The sequence below is a fragment of the Streptomyces fradiae genome (assembly GCF_041270065.1).
Classification (GTDB): Bacteria; Actinomycetota; Actinomycetes; order Streptomycetales; family Streptomycetaceae; genus Streptomyces.
Map to the genome: position 1 here is coordinate 619,102 of NZ_CP065958.1, position 15,429 is coordinate 634,530.

The 15,429-nt window shown below is 75.3% G+C and carries 16 protein-coding genes; 10 read left to right on the forward strand and 6 right to left on the reverse strand.

All coding sequences use genetic code 11. The features are described 5' to 3' along the window. Window positions 1-278: 278 nt before the first annotated feature. Entirely contained in the window at window positions 279-470 is a 192-nt protein-coding gene (locus JAO84_RS02720) for a hypothetical protein (protein WP_370410033.1), read from the reverse strand. Between the two features lie 10 nt (window positions 471-480). On the opposite strand from JAO84_RS02720, the gene JAO84_RS02725 reads away from it, so the two are divergent. From JAO84_RS02725 to JAO84_RS02760, 8 genes are read left to right on the forward strand one after another with little or no spacing between them, the layout of a single operon-like run. Continuing rightward, the gene (locus JAO84_RS02725; protein ID WP_370410035.1) at window positions 481-888 is read left to right on the forward strand and encodes a hypothetical protein; all 408 of its coding nucleotides are present in this window, start codon (window positions 481-483) and stop codon (window positions 886-888) included. Window positions 889-931: 43 nt separating this feature from the next. Beyond that, window positions 932-1,369, forward strand: coding sequence for a phage tail protein (locus JAO84_RS02730; RefSeq protein WP_265864425.1), 438 nt, complete (start codon window positions 932-934; stop codon window positions 1,367-1,369). 2 nt (window positions 1,370-1,371) lie between these two features. Beyond that, window positions 1,372-2,196: a LysM peptidoglycan-binding domain-containing protein gene (locus JAO84_RS02735; RefSeq protein WP_370410037.1), complete on the forward strand. Its 825-nt coding sequence runs from the start codon at window positions 1,372-1,374 to the stop codon at window positions 2,194-2,196. After that, window positions 2,193-4,007, forward strand: a complete 1,815-nt coding sequence (locus JAO84_RS02740) for a VgrG-related protein (RefSeq protein WP_370410039.1) — start codon at window positions 2,193-2,195, stop codon at window positions 4,005-4,007. The genes JAO84_RS02735 and JAO84_RS02740 overlap by 4 nt, the downstream gene beginning before the upstream one ends. Before the next feature lie 20 nt (window positions 4,008-4,027). Next, window positions 4,028-4,426, forward strand: a complete 399-nt coding sequence (locus tag JAO84_RS02745) for a GPW/gp25 family protein (protein ID WP_370410041.1) — start codon at window positions 4,028-4,030, stop codon at window positions 4,424-4,426. 10 nt (window positions 4,427-4,436) lie between these two features. Next, a complete protein-coding gene (locus JAO84_RS02750; protein ID WP_370410043.1) occupies window positions 4,437-6,443 on the forward strand; it encodes a putative baseplate assembly protein in 2,007 nt (668 codons plus the stop codon). After that, entirely contained in the window at window positions 6,440-7,009 is a 570-nt protein-coding gene (locus JAO84_RS02755) for a phage tail protein (protein WP_370410045.1), read from the forward strand. Before JAO84_RS02750 ends, JAO84_RS02755 begins: the two co-directional genes overlap by 4 nt. A 5-nt stretch (window positions 7,010-7,014) precedes the next feature. Next, complete coding sequence (locus JAO84_RS02760; protein ID WP_370410047.1) at window positions 7,015-8,190, forward strand: hypothetical protein; 1,176 nt, start codon at window positions 7,015-7,017, stop codon at window positions 8,188-8,190. A gap of 17 nt (window positions 8,191-8,207) precedes the next feature. On the opposite strand, the gene JAO84_RS02765 is transcribed toward JAO84_RS02760, so the two are convergent. Further along, window positions 8,208-8,984, reverse strand: a complete 777-nt coding sequence (locus JAO84_RS02765; protein ID WP_370410049.1) for a crotonase/enoyl-CoA hydratase family protein — start codon at window positions 8,982-8,984, stop codon at window positions 8,208-8,210. Then, window positions 8,981-10,411, reverse strand: a complete 1,431-nt coding sequence (locus JAO84_RS02770; protein ID WP_370410051.1) for an amidase — start codon at window positions 10,409-10,411, stop codon at window positions 8,981-8,983. The genes JAO84_RS02765 and JAO84_RS02770 overlap by 4 nt, the downstream gene beginning before the upstream one ends. 119 nt (window positions 10,412-10,530) lie before the next feature. On the opposite strand from JAO84_RS02770, the gene JAO84_RS02775 reads away from it, so the two are divergent. Both JAO84_RS02775 and JAO84_RS02780 read left to right on the forward strand, forming a co-directional pair. Then, window positions 10,531-11,364 carry an aminotransferase class IV gene (locus JAO84_RS02775; RefSeq protein WP_370410053.1) on the forward strand — a complete coding sequence of 278 codons (834 nt, stop codon included), beginning with the start codon at window positions 10,531-10,533 and terminating at the stop codon, window positions 11,362-11,364. Window positions 11,365-11,390: 26 nt separating this feature from the next. Then, the gene (locus JAO84_RS02780) at window positions 11,391-12,491 is read left to right on the forward strand and encodes a magnesium and cobalt transport protein CorA (RefSeq protein ID WP_370410055.1); all 1,101 of its coding nucleotides are present in this window, start codon (window positions 11,391-11,393) and stop codon (window positions 12,489-12,491) included. Window positions 12,492-12,509: 18 nt separating this feature from the next. Here the strand turns inward: JAO84_RS02780 and JAO84_RS02785 are convergent, their stop codons facing one another. The 3 genes from JAO84_RS02785 to JAO84_RS02795 form a co-directional block, all read right to left on the reverse strand. Then, window positions 12,510-12,863, reverse strand: coding sequence for an MmcQ/YjbR family DNA-binding protein (locus tag JAO84_RS02785; RefSeq protein ID WP_370410057.1), 354 nt, complete (start codon window positions 12,861-12,863; stop codon window positions 12,510-12,512). A 38-nt stretch (window positions 12,864-12,901) separates the two neighbouring features. Continuing rightward, window positions 12,902-13,558 (reverse strand): DUF998 domain-containing protein, encoded by a 657-nt coding sequence (locus tag JAO84_RS02790; protein WP_370410058.1) that lies wholly within the window; start codon window positions 13,556-13,558, stop codon window positions 12,902-12,904. Window positions 13,559-13,667: 109 nt separating this feature from the next. Continuing rightward, complete coding sequence (locus JAO84_RS02795; RefSeq protein WP_370410059.1) at window positions 13,668-15,365, reverse strand: sigma-70 family RNA polymerase sigma factor; 1,698 nt, start codon at window positions 15,363-15,365, stop codon at window positions 13,668-13,670. Between the last annotated feature and the right edge of the window lie 64 nt (window positions 15,366-15,429).

Sequence of the window (15,429 nt, forward strand, 5' to 3'; positions counted from 1 at the left end):
CCGGGGCCGCAGGCCCCAAGCCAGCGTGAGGCCGTAGGCCCGCAGGGCAGCGGACCCGCGCCGGCGCCGGCGGCTCCCGTCCAGCGGCGCGCGGCCGAGAGGGCGGCACAGACGGTCGTCCGCCCCCTGAGCACGCCGCGCTCGCCGCTCCTGTCCGCGCGGGCCGTACCCCCGGTCCGCCGGTTTGACCCGGTCGGGGCGGAGCCGGCGCCCAGGACCACCCCTGTCGAAAACATCCAGAACTCCCCGGGCCCGGACTCCCCCGCCGGGCCCGGGGTTCACGACAGTGGTGCCGCGCGTCGGGGGCCCGCTGTGCGGAGGTCGCGGCGGGCGCCCGGGGCGGACTGGAACTCCCAGGCGCCGGTGGCGCGACGGTCGCCCATCGGGGCGCCGGTCACGCCGGCCCCGGCGCCCGCTCCCGTCCAGAAGGTGCCGGAACCGGCGCCGGCCGCGCCGCTCCCCGTCGTCACCGTCACGGACGTGCCGCGAGCCACCGCGCCCGCCGTGCAGCGGAGCTCCGTACGGCCACTGGCCACGGCACGGCCGCTCGCGCCGAGCGTGCCGGAGGCCGCACCGATGGCGGTACCGGCGCCGGCGCCGCGTACGCCTGCGGTGCCGACCGTGCAACGCCAGGCCGCGCCTGCGCCGGCGCCCGCTCCCGCGCCCCTCGCCCGTACCTCCGTACCCATCGCGGGAACCGCTCCGCCCGCCCCCGTCCGGCGGACCAGCACCCCACCAGCTCCCGCCCCCACCCCCGCCCCCGCCGAATCCCCCGCCCACCTCGACGAGTTGGCCCGTCGCCTCGTCACCCCGCTGTCCCGGCTGCTCCGGGCCGAGCTGCGGGCGGACCGTGAGCGGGTGGGCCGGCTCCGCGATCACCAACACTGACCCTCCCTCCGACCAAGCCACCTCCTACCGAGAGACCGTCGCCATGCCCCTGCTCCAGGACCCCGCTTCCACCGTCTTCTTCAAGCTGACGATCGACGGCCAGGACCTCGGTCTGTTCAACGGCTGTGACGGGCTGTCCTCGGAGGTCGAGGTGGAGCAGCGGCACGAGGGCGGGAACAACGGGTTCGTGTGGCAGTTGCCGACGCGGGTGACGTTCTCGACGATCCGGCTGACGCGGCCGCTGACCTCGGACACCGCCCGCGTGGCCGCGTGGATCTCGTCGCTCGCCACCGGCATCACCCGGCCGACCGCGCAGATCGCGGCGCTGCGCGCCGACGGGTCGGTCGTGGCGCAGTGGGGGCTTGTGGAGGTGCTGCCGGTGCGGTGGACGGGGCCGTCGCTGGATCCGGCGAGTCCGGGGGTGGCGACGGAGTCGCTGGAGATCGCTCATCACGGGTTCACGGACGCGGGGGGTCTGTAGCGATGGCGGCGGTCTCGGGCGGGAAGGCGGCGCGCGGGCTCTCGCGGGCGTCGTTGGCGATCCATCAGCCGCCGACGGATCTGGACGGCGGGCTCGGCGGGATGCTGGGGGAGGTCAAGTTCCAGTTCAATCCGGACCAGTTGAGGCTGAGCAGGTCGGCGCACTGGTTCACGGAGCCGAACGTGGCGTACGACCGGGGCGCGCCGCCGAAGTTCACCGGGGCCGAGCCGGCGTCGATGGAGGTCGAGGTGTTCCTCGACGCGTCGGGGACGCCGTCGTCGACGGCGGTGCAGCAGCAGGTCGAACTGCTGCTCTCCTGCTGCGAGGTGACGCAGCAGAGCATCGATGCGAAGGCCCCGTCCCCTCCCTGGGTGTCGTTCTCGTGGGGGTCGTTCTCGACGGTGCGGTTGGTCGCCTACGTGACCTCGGTGTCGGCGACGTACACCCTGTTCAGCCCGAGCGGGGTGCCGCTGCGGGCGACGTGCGCGCTGTCGCTGACGGAGATCTCGTCGGCGACGAAGCGTCAGAACCCGACCTCGGGCGCGCTGTCGGCGCGGCGGGTGCACCGGGCGGTGGCCGGGGACTCGCTGGCTTCGCTGGCCTGGCGGGAGTACGGGGACGCGACGCGCTGGCGGCTGATCGCCGAGGCGAACGGGATCGACGACCCGATGCGGCTGCGCCCGGGCACGGAACTGCTGCTGCCGTCCACCCAGGACACGCCCGACCACCCTCCCCGCTACGGGCCCCACCACGCGCCCGACCACAGGCCCCGCTATGGGGCCGACCGCACGCCCCATGACACGCCGGAAACCGAGGGCACCAGATGAGCGAGAAGACCTTCACCACCGTCCTCCACGTCCAGCTCGACGGCACTCCGCTGCCGGAGCCGCTGGCGGCGCGGCTGACCGAGGGCTGGGTGGACTCCAGCGTGAACGTGCCGTCGGCGTTCCAGTTGACGTTCGCGGACAAGGACGGCGCGCTCACCGAGAAGTACCGGTTCCTGAAGGTCGGTGCGATGGCGGTGCTCTCGCCGTTCGCCGACGGCAAGCGGGGCGAGCCGATGCTGACGGGCGAGGTGACGGCGGTCGAGGTGGACGCGGCGCCGGGGCACGGGCGCTATCTGATCCTGCGCGGATACGATCCGGGGCACCGGCTGCTGCGCAACCGGCGGGTCGCGGGCTATCCGAACATGACGGCCTCGGACATCGCGCGCAAGCTGGCGGCGCTGAACGGCGTTCCGGTCGGCCGGATCGACGCGACGCCTTCGGTGTACGAGCTGGCGACCCAACCCAACATCACCGACTGGGACTTCCTGTCGCGGCTCGCCCGCGAGAACGACGTCCGGCTGTCGCTCGACCCGGCGGGCCGGCTCGTCTTCGCCGCCCTGGCGCCGGCTTCGGGCGCGCCCGCCGACACGACGCCGGCGGCGCAGAGCCCGTACGTCCTGGACTTCGGCGCGAACACGCTGCACAGCAGGGTGTCGGTGACGGCCGCTGGGCAGGTCCGCCAGGTCGACGTACGGGGCTGGGATCCGCGGACGAAGCAGGCGCTGTCCTCCCCCACACCCGCGCTCGCGAGCCGGGAGATCGTCTCGGACATCGCTCCGGCGCAGCTGTCGGCGCCGTTCGGTCCGGCCGACCTCACCGCCACGGGCACGCCGTTCACGACGCAGTCGGAGGTGGCACAGGCGGCCTCGGCGCTCGCGGACGACGTGACGGGCTCGTTCGCGGAGGTGGAGGTGGCGGTCACCGGCAATCCGGCGCTGAAGCCGGGGCAGCCGGTGGCGGTGAAGGGCGCCGGGTTCCCGTTCGAGGGGCGCTACACGGCGACCGGGGTTCGTCATGTCTTCACGTCGGGGCGGCAGTTCGCGACCTGGCTGACGGTGTCGGGGCGGCAGTTCCGTTCGCTGTACGGGACGGCCTCGGGCGGCGGCGAGCCGGCGCCGCCGATGCCGGGGGTGGCGGTGGCCCTGGTCACCAACACCAAGGACCCGCTGAACCTGGGCCGGGTGCGGCTGCGGTTCCCGTGGCTCTCGGACACGTACGAGAGCGGCTGGTGCCGGGTGGCGCAGCTCGGCGGCCGGGGCGGCGGCGGGCTGATGCTGCCGGAGGTGGACGACGAGGTGCTGTGCGCCTTCGACCGGGGGTCCCTTGAACATCCGTACGTCCTGGCGGGGCTCTACAACGGGGTGGACCGGCACACGCCGGCCACCGACCAGGCGGCGGCGGTGGATCCGACGAGCGGCCGGGTGCAGTGGCGGGCGCTGACCTCGCGCTCCGGGCACACGGTCGAACTGCGCGAGAACGCCGGGCGGACCCGGGCCTCGCACGGTGTGCGGCTGCGCACCGGGCAGGGGAAGCTCAGCATCGAGCTGAACGAGGCCCGTACGACCCTGACCGTCGACAGCGACGGCACGGTCACCATCACCGGCGCCCGCGGCGTCACGGTCGACTCGGGCGGGGACCTGACGCTCTCGGCGCGCGGCCGGATCAGCCTGGACGCGAAGCTCGGCGTGGACATCAAGGCCGGGGCGAAGTTCAAGGTGACGGCGCTGACCCAGGCGGTCCTGAACGCGCCCGCCCTGATCACCTCGACCGTGCCGATGCCGAACCCGGTCGCGGCCAACCTGCCGTTCTGAGGAGTCTGAGGAGGCCCCTGGTGAGTGAGCACTTCGTCGGCGCCGGCTGGGGGTTCCCGCTGCGCACCGGTCCGAGCGGGGCGATCGCCCTGGTGCGGCGCGACCGCGAGATCGAGGAGTCGATGCGGCTCGTCCTGGCGACGGCGCCGGGCGAGCGGCCGATGCGTCCAGAATTCGGCTGCGCGGTCCACGAGTTGGTGTTCGCGCCGGTCAACGACGCGACGATGGGCCGGATCCGGTACGAGGTGATGTCCTCGCTCGACCGCTGGGAGCCCCGGATCGAGGTCGAGGAGGTCTCGGTCGCGCCCGCGCCGGGCGAGCCGACGACCCTGCACATCGACGTGCGCTACCGGGTGCGCGGCGCCAACAACCCGCGCAATCTCGTCTTCCCCTTCTACGTCATCCCCTCCGAGGACTGAAAGAACCGCCATGGCCCTGCCCTCACCCCATCTCGACGACCGGCGGTTCCAGCAGTTCGTCGACGACGCCAAGCGCTATGTCCAGCAGGCGTGTCCCGAGTGGACGGACCACAATGTCTCCGACCCGGGCGTCACCCTCATCGAGGCCGTCGCGCACATGGCGGACCAGCTGGTCTACCGGCTCAACCGGGTGCCGGAGAAGAACCATCTGGCCTTCCTCGACCTGCTCGGCGTGACGCTGTTCCCGCCCGCCGCGGCGCGGGCCGACATCACGTTCCGGCTGTCGGCGCCGCAGCCCGAGCCGGTGCTGCTTCCGACCGGCACGGAGGTGGCGACGGGGCGTACGGAGACGGAGGAGGCGGTCGTCTTCGCGACCACCGCCGATCTGACCGTCGTGCCCTGCACCCTCGACCGGATGCTGCGGCACGAGGCGGGCGGGACGCCCGAGGACCGCTCGCAGGACGTGCTCGGCGGGGAGGACGTGCCCGCGTTCACGGCCCTCCCGCAGGTCGGCGACGCGCTGCTGTTCGGTCTGTCGGCGGCGGTGCCGGACTGTGTGCTCGTGCTCGACCTGGACAGCCGGGTGGACGGCGTCGGCGTGGATCCGCGCCGTCCGCCGCTGGTGTGGGAGGCGTGGACGACCGGCGCCGGCTGGACGGCGGTCGAGGTCGACGAGGACTCGACCGGCGGTCTGAACCGGCCGGGCGAGGTGGTGCTCCACATGCCGTCCGGGCACGCGGTGTCGCGGCTCGGCGGTCATGACGCGGGCTGGGTGCGCTGCCGGGTGGTGGAGGCGGCGGCCGGGCTGCCCGCGTACTCCGAGTCGCCGACGGTGCGCTCGGCCCGGGCGTTCACCATCGGCGGCACGGTGCGCGCCGCGCACGCGGAGACCGTGCGGGACGAGGGGCTCGGCGCGTCGGAGGGCGTGCCGGGGCAGCGGCTGCGGCTCGCGCACGCGCCGGTCGTGGACCGGCCGCCGCTGCTGCTCCAGGTCGCCGAGCGGGCCGGCGGGAGCGTAGACGGGGACGCCCTGGAGTCGGGCTGGCAGGAGTGGACGGCGGTCGCCGACTTCGCCGGCTCGCGCCCCGGCGACCGGCACTTCACCCTGGACGCGGCCACCGGCGAGCTGGCCTTCGGCCCGGCGGTGCGCCAACCCGACGGTACGGTACGGCAGTTCGGCGCCGTCCCGCCGAAGGGCGCGGCGATCCGGGCGGTGCGGTACGGCACCGGGGGCGGCCGGGCGGGCAACGTGGCCCGGGGCACGATCACCGTGCTGCGCAGCTCCATCCCGTACATCGCACGGGTGGAGAACCGCGAGGCGGCGCGCGGCGGCGTCGACGGGGAGACCGTCGAGGAGGCGAAGGCCCGGGCGCCCATCACACTGCGCGCCCAGGAGCGGGCGGTGACCGCCCGCGACTACGAGCAGCTGGCGCGGCGCGCGGCGCCGGAGACCGCGCGGATCGCCTGCCTGGCGGCGGACACGGCCGCGTCCGGGGCCGAGTCCGGCGTCGGGGAGAACGCGGTGCGGGTCCTGGTGGTGCCGCAGGCGGTGCCGGACCGGGGCGGGCGGCTGCGCTTCGAGCAGCTCGTGCCGGGCGACGAACTGCTCGCCCGGGTGACGGGTTTCCTCGACGAGCGGCGCCCGCTGGGCACCCGGCTGGCCGTGGGTCCCCCGTACTACCAGGGCGTGACCGTGGTGGCGACGCTGCACGCCTTCCGGGCGGCGGAGGCGGAGCGGGTGCGGGCCGACGCGCTCGACACCCTCTACGCGTACCTGGATCCGCTGACCGGCGGCGCGCACGGCGAGGGCTGGCCGTTCGGGCGGCCGCTGCGGGCGGGCGAGGTGTTCGCCGCGCTGCAGCGGGTGCCGGGCGTGGAGCTGGTGGACGAGGTGCTGCTGCATCCGGCGGACCCGCTGACCGGGCGGCGCGGCGACGCGACCGACCGGATCGAGCTGGCGCCGTCGGCGCTGCTCTTCCCGTTCGACCACCGCGTCCGGGTGGTCGAGGCCCGGTGAGCGGGTCCGCGCGGGGCACGGTGCCGGGGCTCGCGACGCCGCATCCGCTGGGGGCGGCGCTGCCCGCCGTGTACGCGGAGGACGACTTCGGGCAGCGTTTCGTCGCCGGTCTCGACGTGGTCCTGGCGCCGCTGTTCCATGTGCTCGACTCCCTGGAGGCCTATTTCTCGCCGTGGCTGGCGCCCGCCGACTTCGTCGACTACCTGGCGGGCTGGGTGGGCACCGAGCTGACCGGCACCGAGCCGCTGGCACTGCGCCGGCAGGCGGTGGCCTCGGCGGTGGCGCTGCACCGGGTCCGCGGCACCCGGCAGGGGCTCGCGGCGGCGGTGCGCCTCGCGTTCGGCGTCGATCCCGAGATCACCGAGAGCGGCGGCGCGAGCTGGTCGGCCCGGCCGCTCGGCCCGTTCCCCGGTGCGCCCGCGGCCGGGGTGCACGTCGTCCTCCGGGTCGCCGACCCGGCCGCGGTGGACCCGCACCGGCTGCGCGGGGTGGTGGCCGCGGCGCGCCCGGCCCACCTGCCGTTCACGGTCGCCGTGACCACGTCCCGTACCTCCGAAGGAGCCTGAACCCCATGAGCGACGCGACCTCGTCCGCCCCTCCGTCCCCCTCCCCCGCCCGGGCGTGCCCGGAGTGCGGGAACCCCGTCCGCAAGCACGACCAGTCCTTCTGCGACGGCTGCGGGGCGTTCCTGCGCTGGGACACGCCCGCGTCGGGCTCGACGGGCCCGGCCCCCGAGGCGGCTGGTCCGGCGGAAGCGGCTGATCCGGATCCGGAGCCGGAGTCGGAGCCGGTACGTTCGGATCCGGTACGTTCGGAGCCCGGGCCGCCCGCCGGCGCGGAGGACGACACGGCGCCGCTGCCGGCCACGCCCGCGGCCGACCCGGTGGCGCCCGAGTCGGGCGCCGGGAACACCGTCGCCCGTTCGCTGCTCGTACCGGTGCCGGAGCACGCCGAGGACGAGGCGCCGCCGGTCGCCGCGCCCGTGCTGCCCGCCCGGCCCGGGGCGGCGGCGCCGGTGGTCCGGGCCGCCGCGGCGCCCGCGCCGGTTCGGGACGGTGTGCCGTGCCCGGCGTGCGCGAGCGTCAACGAGCGGGGCCGGCACTTCTGCCGGTCGTGCGCGACGCCGATGGTGCCGGAGACCCTGGACACGGCCGACGGCCCGTACGCGGGACGGCGCCCCGGTCTGGTGCGCGACCGGAGCCGCTGGATCGTGCGGGCGCTGATCGGCGCGGGCGTGGTGGCCGTGGTGGTGGGCGGCATCGTCGGCGGCCCGCCGGCCGCGCGGGCCGTGCAGGACCACTTCGCCACCCGCGTCCCGGTGCATCCGGTCGCCTGGACGGCCTCGCACACGGCGCCGAAGCGGGACGCGAAGCTCGCCGGCGACGGCTACTCCGACACCTGGTGGGGCACGGGGTACGGGGGCGACTCGGCCGGGCAGTTCCTGGAGGCGCGCTTCGGAGAGCCCACCGATCTACTGAACGTCCTGATCACGCCCGGCAGTTCGAAGAACACCACACAGGCCGACGGGCAGGCCGGCCCGCGCACCTTCGACCTCGCGGTCACGGACTCATCGGGCACCACGCGCGTCACGCACCACCGCCTCAACGACGGCGGCACACAGCGGCTTGACCTGCGGGTCCGCGACGCCCTGTCGGTGCGTCTCGTCCTGGGCACGGCCTGGCGGGCGGACCCGCGCAAGCAGGTCGCCGTCGCGGAGCTGGAGTTCTTCGGCCGCTCGGTCAACTGACCCTCGGACAGGGGGAGTCAGTCGGCGAAGGTGCCGTGGCGGCCCGCGCCCGAGGCGAAGCGGGCGGCGCCCGCCGAGGTCTCCCCGGCGGTCAACGGCACCATGCCGTGCGCGAGTTCACCGGCCATGGCCTCGTCCTCGGGCAGCCCGTGCTGTTCGAGGACGGACATCCGGTCGTGCCGCAGGCACAGCTGCGGGAACGCGGCGATCTGCCGGGCGAGTTCCTCGGCGGCGGCCCGGGACTCCCCCGGCGGCACCAGGCGGTTGGCGAGCCCGATGGCGTGCGCCTCGGCGGCGGGCACCGGCCGCCCGGTGAGGACCAGGTCCATGGCCCGGCTCTCCCCGATCAGCCGGGGCAGCCGCACCGTGCCGCCGTCGATCAGCGGCACGCCCCAGCGGCGGCAGAACACGCCGAACACGGCGTCCTCCTCCACGACCCGCAGATCGCACCACAGCGCGAGTTCGAGGCCGCCGGCGACGGCGTGTCCGGCGACCGCAGCGATCACCGGCTTGCTCAGCCGCAGCCGGGTCGGCCCCATCGGCCCGTCCCCGCCGGCCTCCACCCGGTTCCCGCGCGCCGTCCCCACCGCCTTGAGGTCGGCCCCCGCGCAGAAGGTGCCGCCCTCGCCCCACAGGACGGCGACCGAGGCCGCGTCGTCGGCCTCGAACTCCCGGAAGGCATCGGCAAGGAGCGCCGCCGTCGGCCCGTCGACGGCGTTGCGCGCCTGCGGCCGCGAGAGCACGACGGTCGTCACCGGCCCGTCCCGCTCGACCCGTACGGCGGAGGTGCTCATCGGCCGGCACCGTCCTGGATGCGGCGGAAGGGCCGCTCGGCCTCCAGGGTGAACGCGACGTCGAGGAGATTGCGTTCGGCGCCCGGGCGGGCCGAGAACATCACGCCGATCGGCAGTCCGGCGTCGGTCGTCGCGGCGGACGGAAGGGACAGGGAGGGGGTGCCGACCACGTTGTCGATCGGGGTGTACGCGACGTAGGCGAGGATCCGCTTGACCAGGGTCCGGTACGGCACCGAGGGGCTCAGGTGGCCGATCGGCGGCGTGGTGTGGGCGAGCACCGGCGACATCAGCAGGTCGTGGCCGCGGAAGGCCGCCGCGTACGCCGACTTCGTACGGCGCAGCCGGCGCAGCACGCCGGGGGTGCGGTGCCAGTTCTCGACGTAGGTCTCGCGCAGGCCGCGGCTGAGCGGGTCCATGCGGTGGCGGTCGAAGCCGGCGCCGAGGGTGCGGCCGGTGGTGCCGATGAGGAAGGACAGCAGGCCCCAGTAGGTAAGGAAGTCCTCGGTGAAGCGGGGGTCGATGGCGGGCGAGACCGGTTCCACGGTGTGGCCGAGCCGTTCGAGGGCGGTGGCGGTCTCGGTGACGGCGGCCCGGGTGGCGGCGTCGGGGCGCACGCCGTTGGGCGAGTCGAGGAGCAGGCCGATCCGCAGCCGGCGTCCGGAGGGGCCCTCGACGAGGCCGACGGGCGGCAGCGCGGGGTTGCGCCAGTGACGTTCGGCGGCGGCCAGGAACGCGGCGGTGTCGCGCACGGAGCGGCTGACGACGCCGTCCGTGACGAGGTCGAGGGGCAGTTGACGGCTCTGCGCGTTGGCGACGACCCGGCCGCGGGTGGGCTTGAGGCCGACGAGTCCGCAGCAGGCGGACGGGATGCGGATGGAGCCGCCGCCGTCGTTGGCGTGGGCGATCGGCACGGCGCCGGCGGCGACGAGGGCGGCGCTGCCGCCGGACGAACCGCCCGCCGAGTGGTCGGTGTGCCACGGATTGCGGACGGGTTCGGCGTCGTCGTACTCCGTGGTCGGGCTGAAGCCGAACTCGGGCAGCCGGGTCTTGCCGAGGACCGTGACGCCGGTGCTGAGGAACTGGCGGGCGAAGGGCGCGTCGTGGCGGGCCGGGCGCGGGGTGAAGGCCGCGCTGCCGTGGCCGGTGGGCAGTCCGCGCCGGTCGGTGTTGTCCTTGACGAAGCTGGGCACGCCCGCGAAGGCGCCCCCACCGGAGCCGGACGCGGTGGTCTCGGCGTCCTCGGCGTGCACCTGTACGGCGTGCAGCCGGGCCTCGACCTCGCGGACCCGCGCCGCCGCGTCCCGGGCGGCCTCGGCGGCGCCGACCTCGCCGCTGCGGATGGCGGCGGCGAGCCCCACCGCGTCGTGCTCTCCCAGGGCGTCGTCCCGGAAGGCGTGCACCCTGGTCCGTTCCTCGGAAGTCGTCACCGCTGCCTCAGCCCCCGCCCGTCCGCATGCCTGTGCCTGGTCGCCCCATCATTCCGTACCCGTAGGTAACACGCGAGCGGATCATGGGATTGTTTCTCGCCCTTCGCCAGACTGGGCGCATGGCAACTGTCGACGGAGTCCCCGCGTCCACCGCCCAGCTGGCGGCGCTCGCCCTGACCAACTACGGGCATTTCACCACTCTGCGGGTCGAGGAGGGCGGCGGGGTGCGCGGCCTCGGGCTGCACCTGGAGCGCCTGGTGCGGGACTGTGCCGCCGTGTTCGGGGCGGCGCTCGATCCGGAGCGGGTCCGCGGCTACGTACGGGAGGCGTGCGTACGGGAGGCGGCGGACGGGCGGTCCGGGGCCCTGAACGTGCGGGTGACCGTCTTCGATCCGGCGCTTGACATCGTGCGCCCGGCGGAGCCGGCCGGGGACCCGCGGGTGCTTGTGACCGTACGGCCGGCCGGTGGCCTGTTTCCGCCGCCGCTGCGGGTGACGGCCAGGCCGTACCGGCGCGATGTGCCCGCCGTGAAGCACGTGGGGCTCTTCGGGCCGCTGGCGCTGCGGCGCGAGGCGCGGCGGGCCGGGTTCGACGACGTGCTGTTCACCGAGCCGGGGCCCGGTCTCGCGCCCGGCGGGGAGGCGCTGGTCACGGAGGGCTGCACCTGGAACGTGGGGTTCGTGGACGCGGCGGGCCGGGTGGTGTGGCCGGCGGCGGACGTGCTGCCCGGGGTGACCATGCGGCTGCTCCGGCAGGCCCGCCCGGGCGCGCTCGTCCGGCCCGTCCGCATGGGCGAGCTGCCCGCCCTGCGGGCGGCGTTCGCCACCAACGCGGCGATCGGCGTGCGCGCCGTCCACGCCGTGGACGGGCACCGCTTCCCCGCCGACGATCCGGTGCTCGCGGAGCTCCGGGCGGCCTACGCGGCGCTCCCGGAGGACCGCCTGGCAGACTGAGCGGCCACCTCAGCGAAGGAGACCGTATGTCGATGGTCGGCGGCCTGCGCAGGATGGCCCGGCTCGCGCGCCGGATGCGCCGGGTGGACCTCAGTCACCCGGCCCGTTCGCCGCTCGGCAGCACCGTGGTCAACTGTGTGGGGTACCGGGACGGCGAGCGGCTCGCGGACGCGGGCGGGGTCGCCGAGACCGTCCGGCACCTGCGCAAGCACACCGGGCGCGGCGGCTTCGTGTGGCTGGGGCTGCACGAGCCGAGCGAGGCGGAGTTCGAAGGGGTCGCCGAGCTGTTCGGGCTGCACCCTCTGGCCGTGGAGGACGCCGTGCACGCGCACCAGCGGCCGAAGCTGGAGCAGTACGGGGACGTGCTGTTCGCGGTGTTCAAGACGGTGACGTACGTCGAGCACGAGCGGCTCACGGCCACCAGCGAGGTCGTCGACACCGGCGAGCTCATGGTCTTCACCGGGCCCGACTTCGTCGTGACCGTCCGCCACGGCCGGCACGGTTCGCTCGGCCCGCTGCGCGAGGCCCTGGAGGCGAGGCCCGAGCAGCTGGCCCAGGGGCCCTCGGCGGTGCTCCACGCGCTGGCCGACCATGTCGTGGACGAGTACCTCGCGGTCGTGGACGCCGTCCAGGACGACATCGAGCTGGTGGAGACCGAGGTGTTCGCGCCGCGGACCGGCACCCCGCCGGACCCGGGGCGGATCTACCAGCTCAAGCGGGAGCTGCTCGAACTGAAGCGGGCCACGGTGCCGCTGGCCCGCCCCCTTGAGGCGCTGATCGCCCGGCCGCCGGCGGTCCTGGACCCGGCGATACGCCCGTACTTCCGGGACGTCGCCGACCATCTCGCGCGCGCCACCGAGCAGATCAACGCCTTCGACGGGCTGATCGACTCGATCCTGCAGGCGCATCTGGCGCAGGTGACGGTCGCGCAGAACGAGGACATGCGCAAGATCACGGCGTGGGCGGCGATCGTCGCCGTGCCGACCATGGTGTGCGGCATCTACGGCATGAACTTCGCGCACATGCCCGAACTGGGCTGGACCTACGGCTACCCCCTCGTCCTCTCGGTGATGGCGACGGCCTGTCTCCTGCTGCACCGGGGCTTCAAGCGCAACGGCTGGCTCTGAGCCCCGGGCGGTCCCGGCTCAGGCCTGGGCGGCGAGCTCCGGGTGCTCCTTGAGGAGCCGGGGCGGGGCCGCCTGCCGCCACGAGTCGACGACGATCGCACGGAGCTCGTCCGGGTCGTCGACGGCGGCGAGCCGCACCCGTACCCAGGCGAAGGCCGCCTCATGGTCCGCCACCCAGAACTTCTCCGGCTCTGCCAGGGCCAGCTCGTCGCGCTCCTCCTTGGGGCAGCGCACGGCCATCGAGGTCTCCTGCTCGGGCAGGGTCAGGAACATCTTCCCGGCGACCCGGAAGGTGGGCATCGACCAGGCCTCCTTCTCGGTGGTCTCCGGGAGGGCGAGCGCGAGCGCGCGGACGTCGTCGGAAGTGCTCATGCGGCCGACCCTACGACGGGGCACTGACAGCGGCCGGATCAGCCGGCCGCCCGCGGGGGCGGCGGCGGGGGCGGCGGGGCCAGTGGGGGCGGTGGCGGCCCCGGGTCCGCGCGCCGCTGGTGCCACAGGCAGGAGAGGACCACGACCAGCGGCCACAGCGACTGCAGGCAGGTGACGAGGCGTTCGGCGACGCCCGCGGGGCCGTCGCCGTCGGTCGCCACCAGGTACCAGAGGGCGCCGGCGCCCATCGACGCCGTGGCCAGGAGCGCGGGCAGCGGCCGCAGCGCCCAGGGGGCCCGGGCCCCGCCCCGTACGGCGGCGAGCAGCGGCCACAGAGCGAGGAACGCGAAGCCGGTGGCGGCGACCGAGCCGTGCCGCAGCGAGCCGCCGCTGGTGGGCGCCGGGACCAGGGACACGACCACGGCGGCCAGGCCGCCGGCGGCCAGCGCGACCCGCCCGGCGGGAGCGGCGGGGCGCAGCGCCCAGGCGGTGCCCAGGTGGCAGACGCCGACGGCGAAGAGGGCGCTGGTCATGACCCAGAAGCCCGCGGCGCCGTAGGCGGCGAGGACGCTGATGGTCTGCCGCACGGCGTCGTAGGAAGGGCCTTCGAGCGCCGCCGCGGTCGTCCAGCCGGCGACCAGGACCACGGGGGCGGTGCCCGACGGCAGCAGGGCCCATCTCGGAACGCGTCGCATCGGATCACGGTAGGCGGCCCGGCCGCGCCGGGCCCGCGGAGCACGCCGCGCGGCGCGGCACGATCCGCCGACCGGAGGCCCCGGCGGGACCGATAGATACCGGGGATCCCTACTGCGCGCCGAAGACCTGCGTCCAGTAGGGGCCGCCGGCGTCGTGGATGCCGATGCCGATCTCCTTGAAGGAGCAGTTGAGGATGTTGGCGCGGTGGCCGGGGCTGTTCATCCAGGCGTCCATGACCTCGGCGGGCGTCCGCTGGCCCTTGGCGATGTTCTCGCCGTACGTGGACCAGCGGTAGCCGGTGGCGGTGGCGCGGTCGCCGGGGTCGGCGCCGTCGGGGTTGGTGTGGTCGAAGAAGTTCCGGGCGGCCATGTCGTCGGAGTGGCCCTGGGCGGCGCGGGTGAGCAGGGAGTTGGCGGTGACCGGGCCGCATCCCGCCTTGGCGCGTTCGGCGTTGGTGAGGTCGATGACCTGCTGGGCCTCGGTGGCGTTCGGGTCGCTGGTGCCGCCGCCGCTGCCCGAGGTGCTGGTCGGACGCGTGGGCTGCGGGCGGGGCGCGGGCGCGGTGGTGCGCGGCGGGGCCGGCTTGGTGGTGGTGCGGCTGGGCGAGGGCTTGGGCGGGTGGCTGGAGGGCCGGGCGGAGGGGCTCGCGGTGGGGCTGGTGGAGGTGGTGGCGGGGTCGGCGCCGTCCGGGCTGATCGAGGTGCCGGTGGCGGTGTCGGGCGCGGCGGCCGTGGTGACCTCGGCCGGATCGGGGTCGCCGTCGGGGCCGGTGGTGAGGTAGAAGGTGCCGCCGGTGACGGCGACCACGGCGAGGCCCGCGGCGGCGGCCGCCCGGCGCCGGCCGCGCTTGCGTTCGCGCTCGCGGCGCAGGGCGCCGCGGCCGGCGGGCGCGGCGGGCGCGGCAGGCGCGGAGTGGGCGGCGTGCCTGCCGCGTCCGGCACCGGACGCGGCGGCGGGGGTGGCGACGGCGGCGGGGACGGCGTCGAGGGGTGCGGTGGCGGCGGCCGGGCCGAGCCGGGCGCCGTCGCGGACGGCGGCGAGGAGCAGGGCGGCCGGGGGCACCAGGAGGAGTCCGGCGAGCAGGCCCTCGGCCGGGACGAGACCGTGCCAGAGCCCGGCGCAGTGCGGGCACGCGCGCGCGTGCCGGGCTATGCGCTTGCGCCAGAGCGCGGAGGGGTGCCCGTCCCAGGAGGCGAGGCCGTCGCGCAGGGTGGGGCAGAGCGGCTGGGCGGACAGGGCACGGACGACGACCCGGGCGGTCTCCAGCTGCGTCTTCATGCGCTGGACGCGTACGGCGGTGTGCTCCGGCGTGAGGTCGAGGGCGGCGGCGACCTCGTGGCGGGTGAGTTCGCCGGCGCACTCCAGCCACCACAGGGAGAGCAGGGCGCTGTCCTCGGGTTCGAGCCAGCGGGTGGCCTCGGCGGTCTCGCGGCGCTGTCCGGACAGCTGCAGCCGGACCACGGCAAGGTCGACGAAGTCGCCGCCGGGGTGGGCCAGGTCGCGGGCGTCGTCGAGGGCGCCGGCGGCGTACCGGGCCTGCTGCCGCTGCCAGTGGGAGCGCAGGGTGTTCATGGCGATGGCGACCAGCCAGGACCGGAAGCTGTCCGGGGCCCGCAGGGTGCCGAGGCCGTCGAGCGCGCGCAGCATGGTCTCCTGCACCACGTCGTCGACGTCGTGGTGCCCGTTCATCGCGCGGCCCACGATGTTGTAGACCAGCGGCAGGTGGTCGGCGACGAGCCGGTCCTGCGCCCGGGGGTCGCCGGCCTGCGCGGCCCTCACCAGCTCGGTCCCGTGCGGTGCTTGCATGCCTTGCCTCATCCTGTCGTCCTGCCTGTTGCCGATGCCCGACACCTTGGGAGACCGGGAGCGC